Consider the following 5,634-nt stretch of genomic DNA (forward strand, 5'->3'; position numbering starts at 1 on the left):
GGCGGCCCTTGCGCTTGGGCCTCTCACCCTGGGCCGGGGCCTCCTTGTTCTTGGGACGGCGGCCACGGCGGGGAGGCTCCGGCTGCTCCTGGGGCTTCTCCCACTCCTGCCCGCCCTCCTTGGCCGGGTCCGTCTGCTCCTGCCCCGCCCGGACGGACGACAGGTTGATCACCTTGTTCTCCGGGGCCGGGGGACCCTCCATGCCGGGGATCACACCCTGGGCCCCCGGCTCCGGGGCGGGCGGGGCCTCCGACACTTCCGGCGCGGGGGGCTCCAGCGTTTGTCCCTCCGGGGCTGGGGTCGTTTTAATTTCTTCTGCCATTCGCTTGACCTCCTTACTTTTTCAAATACAAACGGGGCCAAAACCTTATTTTGGCCCCGTCTCCTTATACGTTTTCCTCCTTTCCCTGTCACGCAAAAACGCCGCCCTTTTTACAGCCGGGCGGCGTTTTCGGTAAGGTTGACAGTCCATTTTTTTGTTGTTTATCATGTTTCCCTTTGTCAAGCGTTGCAATGGTTAATGGTTTTGAGGAGAAATGTATGAATTTAGATATTTGTAGCCATCTGTATCGAGAGCTCTTTGAGAAAAAGTCAGTTGACTGCCATCCTTGTTTATATTTGCGCTGCTATCCAAACATCTGGCCTGATGAAGATGTTTCATAGTAACCTCACTTTCTAAAACATAAAAAAGCAGGTTTAAGAGAGCTTCAATCTCCTTAAATCTGCTTAATGACACCTATGATATGTAATTGTAGCCAATTTTAAGATTCCATTTTAGTGCATTTTTACCCAAAAAGAACAAAACCTGCGTTTAACGATAGTTATACGCAGGTTTTGTCTACTTTGGTGGAGACTACTGGATTCGAACTCCCCGTCCTCTGTTTACCTTGTGTTAAATATTGTGACTTGCAGATAAATACGGAAAAATCAGAAACTTTTTATATTATCTCATACCCCATATCCATACGTGCCATTTCCCGCCAAAGGGAAACAGAAGGGGAAAAGATCAGCCAAGCCGGCAGGAATCAAGGCCCCAGCCACGCAGAGCAGCTGGGGCTTTTGTCATGTTTCCTTCGATGCATTTGCGGATCACGCTTATAGTACAAAACAATATGAGTTCACATTTCAGCGCAGACATCCGTTTATGTGATCCCACCATGGCTGGCAGACTGCGGCTTGTATAAAGGATACCATTTGATTCAACTCTTCTTTAAGAAACTCAAATCGTTTTTCAGAACTACTACCAGATATAATAAATTTGGAGATTCTTTTTACCCTTGTCTATCCTGTGCCCGTCGCCATTTGTTGATTCAGCACAGCCACTTTTATTTTTTAAGATGGCCTAATAATATAAAACATCGTCAAACTGTCATTTCGTGATTATATACTATTTTCTCATACTTTTTTGGAGCAAATCACTAACTACAATAACATTCAAGATATAAATTGTGAAATCTATCATATTAGCGAGCGCAATTTTTTTAGAATTTGTGTAAATTTCACATGCGGACATATTAGCAAACTAAAATGTGAAGAACAGAGCTTTGAAAACAAAGGAAATGTTCTTGCTTTTTCCATCTAATTCGTACTATAATATGTGTAAGGTGAGTTGCCGATATCCCCCACTCCTTCTATTACATAGGACGTCGAAGGGCGTTCTAACCCCTTCAGGGAGGAGGAAAATATGGTCACCCATGCGGAACTAATCCAAATCGGCATCTTAACAGTTAGTATTTGCAGTCTGTTCGTCCAAATAAGCAAAAAGAAATGACCGTCGGCATCCTTCCAAGATCGACGATCATTTCCGTAATTGAGCGAAGGAGTGCAGATATGCAACTCCCCTTACATATAGTATTATAATCCGCAAAATCATTTTTGTCAATTCGTAGACGATTTAAAATCAAAGGCGGGGACCTTTTGCTTCCCGCCTTTGATTTATTTTTTCGTAGATCTAAGTGTCATAACGGCGGCCTGGGCCCTGGTACAAAGTGCCCCAGGCCGGGTACCATCGGTGATACCGAGGGTCTTCGCCTCCTCTAGCTCTGAGGCCAGCGCACCGTTCACCGACCGCCGCCCCATCACATCCTGGATACGATCCACCAGCTGAAGGATATCTGCGTCGGTCAACTTTGAAATGTCCATACTGTCCTCCTTTACCGGCGCATCCCAGAGTTTCTGCTCCGCGGCTCTCCGGCGGATCAGGCCGGGGAGGGAAGCGCCTCCGGCCTTGGTGTACAGGGCCATGGCGTCCCGGATCTGCCGGAGCGTCCGGTCGCTGCACAGCGTCCGAAGATTCCCCGCCCCGCAGTTGAAAGTAAAGGAGATCAGGGCGTCCCGCTGGTTGGCGTTGAGCTGAGCCGTCAGGGGGCAGTTCCGGGGATCGTCCACCGCGTCCGCGAACCGCTGGCAGTCCTTCACCAGAAGGGCGTCCGCCTCCGCCTGGGTGATGGTCTGGCCCTCCTTGACGTCCGGCCCATAGTGCCCCCAGCCGATAGTCCAATATTTCTCCGTGCTGACGGGCTTGTACGCTTTCAGGCGGCAGCCCTCAAACTCCTTGACGAGAATCAGGCCCGCCTCTCCGATGGGCCGCCCCATCAGAGCCTCTTCGCCTTCACGGCGTAGCCGCCGGCGTCGTAGGTCACCAGGAAGCGGCCTCTGCGGCACGTCTGCTCTGCCTGCTGGCCCGCCAGATCCATCCGGCGGCGCATATCAACATCTTTCTGCACAGCCTTGCCCTCTTTTCTGGGACGGATCTCGCCCAGCGTGTCGCCAAACACCTCATAGGTCTTGCCGCAGATGATAACGTAGGCGGCCATGTTGGTGCTACCGTCGGGCTGGATCTCGTTGATGGGATACTCCAGCCTGCCGCCGATGACCTTCACCCGCTCCATGGAGCCGGTGCCGGTGTCCAGGAGGCCGTACCCGCTAGCCTGTTCGGGATAATAGCCAACCACGGTCTGTTTCCGGTCCTCATCGGTAATCGCATTCTGGCCGGGCCTGAAGCTGAATCCCGCCCCGGCTTCCGACAGAGCGGCATTGGTGGCCTCCAGATCCGCCTCGCCGGTGGTATAGTCCCTGACAATCTCGTAGATAGCTTTCATTTGTTCGTTCCTCCCTGAATTTTTTTATGTTCCCCGCCGGTGTTCTCGCCGGCAAAGGCATCTCCCGCGTTATCAATGGCCTTTTTGCTCACCAGCAGGAACCGGAACAGCCATTCCGGCACCGGTCCCCCCATGGCGGCGGCATTCTCCGCCATGCTGCCCAGCTCCGTGACAATGTACCATACCAGCACCACTGGACACAACAGGCCAGTATATTCCATCGGCAGCTCCAACAGGGGTAGATACTCCAGCACTGTGGCAATCAGCAGGTCCGCCCCTGCCGCCACGACCACCACCACAATCATCCCGGCCTTGTGCCAGATGCCCTCCCGGGCGCTGGCACTGGACCAGGATCCCTTTTTGGCAACCGCCATGGAACCGGTGATGTAGTCCAGCACCATGGCGCCAATCCAACCTACCACCAGCCACCCGAACCAGCCCCAGAAGGCCGTCAGCAGGCCCAGAATGGCGGTGACGGCGGCTTTGATGTGCAACACAGAATTTCCGTTTTCCATATGCGTAACTCCTCTCTTTCAGCTTGACGTCATGGCGGATCAGAAACCGGTTGGCGTCCGTCTGCTCGTCCTGTTCCACCGCCAGCCAGAAAGACGGCTGGTCAAAGTCCACCGGGCAGACGTCCACATACACCGTCCGCTCCGGCCACCGCTCCACAAGCTTCCTATTGATGGCGTCCAGAATATCCAGTGTTTTCAACAGATCCTCCTTTTCCAGCCGCAGATTTTTATCGATCTGCGGCTGTTTTTTTCGGTATCTATTTCAAGAGCGCTCTAATAAGAGGTCCCACAACCCCGATATTTGCACGAAACCGTGCAACAAGATCAAAAATTATTTTTCAAGCTCTCGCAGCACGGCCTTCTCAATCCGCCTGGCGGCCTCGTCCGCCATCCGGGGACCCTCGCGCCGCCCGGTAATCTTGTACATGTATTTACCCGGCGCCAGGTCCCTCCGGAGCCGGACGCCCAGCGCCGGCACATACCGCCCCGGCGTCTGGACATGTCCGTTTTACAGAGCGTTGGTGATGTATCCCGCAGCGGCTCCGTCCAAATAGGTCTCCTTCTTCGCACGGACGGCTACATAACCCTTTCCGCTGCCCACCTGGTACTCCTGCACCCCGGCCACACGGCCAGAGCCGCTGATCCGGTTTTGCACATCCTCCAGAAGGTACTCGCCCACGGCCTCAAACACGTCCGCTTTGGCCTGCCGGACTGCCTCCGGCAGGCGTTCAAATGCCTTCTGTGCCTGCCGCAGGCCATGGATCTTCACCGACTGCATCAGACATCCTCCTGCCGTTCCAGAACGTACTCATTCTTCCAGGGATCCAGGTCCAGCGTCTGGCGGATGGTATAAGGGGATTCTCCCCGGGGCCGGACCAGGTCGCCGGGCCGCAGGAGGATTGCTTTGGGTGTCACAAGAATACGCTGGCGCAGATTTGTGCGGAATACCTCCTCCGCCTCATTCCGGATATATTTCTCTGTCAAAATACCGAGAAACGTAAGAGCCGCCTGTTGGATAGCCGAGGGCCGGTTCAGCGCGTCCCGCCCCTTCCGGTCCTGCGGTTCCGCCGTCAGGATCGCGGGTTCTGCAAGCGCTGCCCGCACTGTCTGAAAGCCAGGGGCACCGTCGGTAATGGCGGTGAGGACGCAAAACTGCCCGCGCCAGAGAAAGGTGTTGTGCAGGGTTAGTCTGGGATTTCGACGCAGGGTAAAAGTCAAGCCTCTGGCCCCGATGCCAATGGAGGAAAAGAGGTTCTTCCGGGTATCCTGCTCCACCGCCGCCCAGGTATTGCGCTCGGTTTTCCAGTTGAAGGCGTTGGTCTCCGGACAGTGGGTCAGGCACTGGATCTGTATGTGTTCCCTGAGGCCGCTCCCTGTGGTCATAACAGATCACCCTCCCCCAGAACCAGATGTGTCCAGATTGGACACATCTGGTTTCGTCAGCTTCAGCTGGTTGAGCAGACGCCGGAAAGAAGGGTTCTCTGCCGTAGAGGTGCCCACGAAGGAGATGTCCCGCCGGTCCCAGGCGTCCAGCACCAGGGCGTTGACGCACAGGTCGTACTGCGCCCGGCGGGGCGTGCCTTCCTCCGGTTCCGCTACCCCGGCCTGGGCCATGTATCCCGCGGCGCACCAAGACGGTCTACATGGTCTACTACCGGGACACCAGCGGGAGTGGCTATCAGTGGAGACAGCAGGCCCTCACCCGCGAGCGGGGCCAGGAGATCGTGGACGCGGGGGCCGCTGTGGAGCGGCGGGTGCTGGCGATCCCCGCTGACCGCTCCTATATCACCGTGGAGCCGGGCCAGACCGCCGAAAGCTACACCGCCGGACTTCGGCAAAAGTATATTACCGCCCTTGTACTGGCGGGGGCCTATGTGATACTGTATGCGGCGGCGTGGTGTGTGATATGGGCAAGCAGGCGAAAAATTCAGAGGACGGGATTATGAAAAGAGAAACAGATGACTTTTCAAACTGGCGATTGCAACAAGAGAATATGTCAAAACCGTTTCCGTATGTTT

The 5,634-nt window shown here is 54.9% G+C and carries 7 protein-coding genes and 1 pseudogene; 1 reads left to right on the plus strand and 7 read right to left on the minus strand.

The genetic code is table 11. From position 1 onward, the window contains the following. From QZ326_RS11000 to QZ326_RS11030, 7 genes and pseudogenes are all read right to left on the minus strand, one after another. Window positions 1-322, minus strand: a pseudogene (locus QZ326_RS11000) (hypothetical protein); the annotation flags it as partial. Window positions 323-1,935: 1,613 nt separating this feature from the next. Next, on the minus strand, window positions 1,936-2,595 hold the full coding sequence (locus QZ326_RS11005) for a lysozyme (protein ID WP_295745118.1): 660 nt from the start codon (window positions 2,593-2,595) through the stop codon (window positions 1,936-1,938). Further along, the gene (locus QZ326_RS11010; protein ID WP_295745121.1) at window positions 2,595-3,101 is read right to left on the minus strand and encodes a hypothetical protein; all 507 of its coding nucleotides are present in this window, start codon (window positions 3,099-3,101) and stop codon (window positions 2,595-2,597) included. Before QZ326_RS11010 ends, QZ326_RS11005 begins: the two co-directional genes overlap by 1 nt. Then, window positions 3,098-3,616, minus strand: a complete 519-nt coding sequence (locus QZ326_RS11015; protein ID WP_295745123.1) for a holin family protein — start codon at window positions 3,614-3,616, stop codon at window positions 3,098-3,100. The genes QZ326_RS11010 and QZ326_RS11015 overlap by 4 nt, the downstream gene beginning before the upstream one ends. Window positions 3,617-4,124: 508 nt before the next feature. After that, window positions 4,125-4,394, minus strand: a complete 270-nt coding sequence (locus tag QZ326_RS11020; protein ID WP_295745125.1) for a hypothetical protein — start codon at window positions 4,392-4,394, stop codon at window positions 4,125-4,127. After that, a complete protein-coding gene (locus tag QZ326_RS11025) occupies window positions 4,394-4,999 on the minus strand; it encodes a hypothetical protein (RefSeq protein ID WP_295745127.1) in 606 nt (201 codons plus the stop codon). Before QZ326_RS11025 ends, QZ326_RS11020 begins: the two co-directional genes overlap by 1 nt. A 6-nt stretch (window positions 5,000-5,005) precedes the next feature. Then, on the minus strand, window positions 5,006-5,230 hold the full coding sequence (locus tag QZ326_RS11030; protein WP_295745129.1) for a hypothetical protein: 225 nt from the start codon (window positions 5,228-5,230) through the stop codon (window positions 5,006-5,008). Window positions 5,231-5,259: 29 nt separating this feature from the next. On the opposite strand from QZ326_RS11030, the gene QZ326_RS11035 reads away from it, so the two are divergent. Further along, entirely contained in the window at window positions 5,260-5,562 is a 303-nt protein-coding gene (locus QZ326_RS11035) for a hypothetical protein (protein WP_295745131.1), read from the plus strand. The last annotated feature ends 72 nt before the right edge of the window (window positions 5,563-5,634 follow it).

This window comes from uncultured Oscillibacter sp. (genome assembly GCF_910587525.1).
Classification (GTDB): Bacteria; Bacillota; Clostridia; order Oscillospirales; family Oscillospiraceae; genus Oscillibacter.